The sequence below is a fragment of the Gluconobacter sp. genome (assembly GCF_047723935.1).
GTDB lineage: Bacteria > Pseudomonadota > Alphaproteobacteria > Acetobacterales > Acetobacteraceae > Gluconobacter.
This window is the reverse complement of record NZ_JBDOBO010000136.1, coordinates 1-2,865: the sequence shown is the minus strand read 5'-3', so window position 1 is coordinate 2,865 and position 2,865 is coordinate 1. Positions and strand designations below refer to the sequence as shown.

Below are 2,865 nucleotides of genomic sequence, written 5' to 3'. Positions count from 1 at the left end.
TGATCCGTCAGATCGCCTCGTGCCATGCCTGTTCTCTCTGCCCGTTATCCCACAGGCAGCAAGTGAATCAGATCTCAGGCTGATCGCATAGATCTTTTGTCAACGTGACCTAACCCGAATAGATTGCCTCTAAGCCCGGTAAAATCGCCAGGAAGGCATCGCTTATAACCTGGCGCATCCAGTGATTATCGGCCGTTTTCTGCCAGAGGATCGATACAGAATATTCTCCCAGATCAATCGGGGCAGCGCAGACTGTAAGGCCCGAAACGGCAGCAAGGCTCTGGGCGGCATGGATTGGCAACGTTGCAACTGCGCGCGTCCCGATCAGGAAGGGAGGGAGGGCCGAGAAATGTGTCAACGCTGATTGCACCTGCCGCGAATAGCCCAGATCCTTTAAAACGTGATCTACAATGCCTTCGCGGCCTGAAAACGAGACCAGAAGATGTGGCAGAGACAGATAATCTGTCAGTGTTAGCGGCAGTGTAAGGTCGCAGGCGGCTGGATCAAGCAGGCAGGCATAACGAGACCGCCCGATCTCCTGCTGCTGTAATCCGGAGCGCACATTCGGCTGTGCGACAACGGCAAAGTCGATTTCGTCCGCTTCAAAAAGGGCCTCCACGCGGTGTGTGTTAGCCTGCCTGAATGTCACTGAAACACGAGGCGCTTCTTCTGCCAGCCGTCTTGTAATCAGCGGCCCAATTGCAATCTGGAAATCGTCAGACATCCCTATGGAAAAATGTTGTCGGCTGGTTGCGGGATCAAAGGCAGTAACCGTCGAGAATGCGTTCTGGATCAGAGCGACCCCGCCCTGAATCGGCTCCGCCATGGCGATTGCCCGAAGTGTCGGCTGCATACCGCCACGGTTGCGGACGAACAAAGGGTCATCCGCAGCTTCCCTCAGGCGGGCCAGAGAGGCGCTGACGGCTGACTGACTCAGTGACAATCGCTTTGCCGCTCGGGAGACGCTGCGTTCTTCCCAGAGCGCCAGAAAAGTAGTCGTCAGATTAAAATCAAGACGTGAGATATCGACCATAGTGATTTTGACTATCAAAACAATCAATTTGCCCGATAATGCAGGAAAGTCCACTCTCCCCGTCATTGCAATACACTACATCCATGAGAGATCCGGACATGAGCCAGCATCGCGTCGCCGTTATCCAGGCAGGAACCAGTCTCTTCGACACCCCTTGCACACTCGATCGGATGGAGGCCCATTGCGAAGCCGCAGCAGCGCAGGGTGTGGAGCTGGCAGTTTTTCCTGAAGCCTATGTTGGCGGATATCCAAAAGGTCTGAACTTCGGCGCTGTTCTGGGAAGCCGCTTTCCTGAAGGGCGTGAGGATTATCTTCGATACTGGAAGTCAGCCATTGACGTTCCGGGAGCAGAAACAGCGCAGATCGGCTCTTTCGCAGCGAAGATGAAAGCCCATGTTGTTGTTGGGGTTATCGAACGTGATGGGGCGACGTTGTATTGTACGGCGCTCTTTTTTGGGCCAGATGGGGCGCTTCTTGGCAAACACCGCAAGCTGATGCCGACCGGCACCGAACGACTGGTCTGGGGACAGGGAGACGGTTCGACCATTCCGGTATTCGAAACAGAGATTGGGCGTATCGGGGCTGCGATCTGTTGGGAAAATTACATGCCCGACTTACGTCAGAGTATGTATGCCCGGGGTATCAATCTCTGGTGTGCGCCTACGGTGGATGAGCGCGATATCTGGCAGGCTTCCATGCGGCATATTGCCTATGAAGGACGGACGTTTGTGCTCAGTGCCTGTCAGTACATGACGCGCGCGGATGCGCCGGAAAATTATACCTGCCATCAGGGTAACAACCCGGAAACCGCTCTCATTCGTGGCGGAAGCGTGATCGTCAATCCGCTCGGAGAAATCATCGCAGGCCCGATCTATGATCGTGAAGCCATCCTTACGGCGGATATTGATCTGGATGATGTCATCCGGGGGAAATATGATCTCGACGTAGCGGGGCATTATGCCCGTCCTGATATCTTCAGTTTACAGGTTAACAACGCCTGTCAAAATCCGGTATCGGTCTCTGCGCCAGAGATTGATGCTCCACTTCCCACGATGAAGATCGAATAAAATGGCTGCTGCCTCTATCGCCTGGCCGTAGCTACTGAGGCCTTCTCTTTAAATATCACGGCACAGTCCGTATCTGGTGATAGACTGCTATGGGGGGAGGGAACAGAAGGTCTGCTTTGTGTAAGCCACTGATAAAACCGAACATGCATATAGAAGTCTTTAGCGACGACTTGCACCTCATCCCGCTTCTTGATGTAATTTGTGCTACGTTGCAGATAAGTGACTTATCCAAAGTTGCCCGGTGAGCAGTCGGCCTGCGTTTCGACGCGCCTGAGCAGATTTTTTTTTGCAAACTGTGATATCGCACAGGTCATAACCAATACGTTGGGAGTGTCGACCCATTGTGGTTGAAGTCTGTATGACATGCCTGAGACCACCATCTCATTGTACGGAAGTCTCGGGCTACGCCGAAATACTAATTCGGTAATTATTACTTATGTCGCGGATCATCTTTTGAATTGATATAAGTCATGCCGAAAGGAGCGACACCGGAAACCTGTAAAATAGCTCCCCTGTCCCCAGCCTTCAGGGCGTGCCCCATATTCACCGGAAGATGTACGAACCCGCTCGCTTCCATATGAGCCCGCGGATGAGAGCATAATCAATCGTCGTCGATCGGCTCGCGGCACACCCGTCAGGTCCATCATCAGTTATTGGTCACATCAGGCAGATGTCTGGTGTAGGCTTCGCGTTGCTACAATCCCCTAATGGCGGTCATGAGAGCTTATTATCCTGTCCGAAAAATGGGGACCACCTCACCGGCAA

Annotated in this window: 2 protein-coding genes; one reads left to right on the top strand and one right to left on the bottom strand. The window is 53.2% G+C overall.

What is annotated here, in order from left to right:
* Nucleotides 1-109 precede the first annotated feature (109 nt).
* Nucleotides 110-1,033 carry a LysR substrate-binding domain-containing protein gene (locus ABF979_RS16680; RefSeq protein WP_058988158.1) on the bottom strand — a complete coding sequence of 308 codons (924 nt, stop codon included), beginning with the start codon at nt 1,031-1,033 and terminating at the stop codon, nt 110-112.
* Nucleotides 1,034-1,131: 98 nt separating this feature from the next.
* Here ABF979_RS16680 and ABF979_RS16675 point away from each other — a divergent pair, with 98 nt between their 5' ends.
* Nucleotides 1,132-2,100, top strand: a complete 969-nt coding sequence (locus tag ABF979_RS16675; protein ID WP_058988159.1) for a carbon-nitrogen hydrolase family protein — start codon at nt 1,132-1,134, stop codon at nt 2,098-2,100.
* Nucleotides 2,101-2,865: the final 765 nt, after the last annotated feature.

What these genes read in the sequence shown, in the direction of transcription:
- ABF979_RS16680 (WP_058988158.1), bottom strand. Translation starts at nt 1,033, where the DNA reads ATGGTCGATATCTCACGTCTTGATTTTAATCTGACGACTACTTTTCTG.
- ABF979_RS16675 (WP_058988159.1), top strand. Translation starts at nt 1,132, where the DNA reads ATGAGCCAGCATCGCGTCGCCGTTATCCAGGCAGGAACCAGTCTCTTC.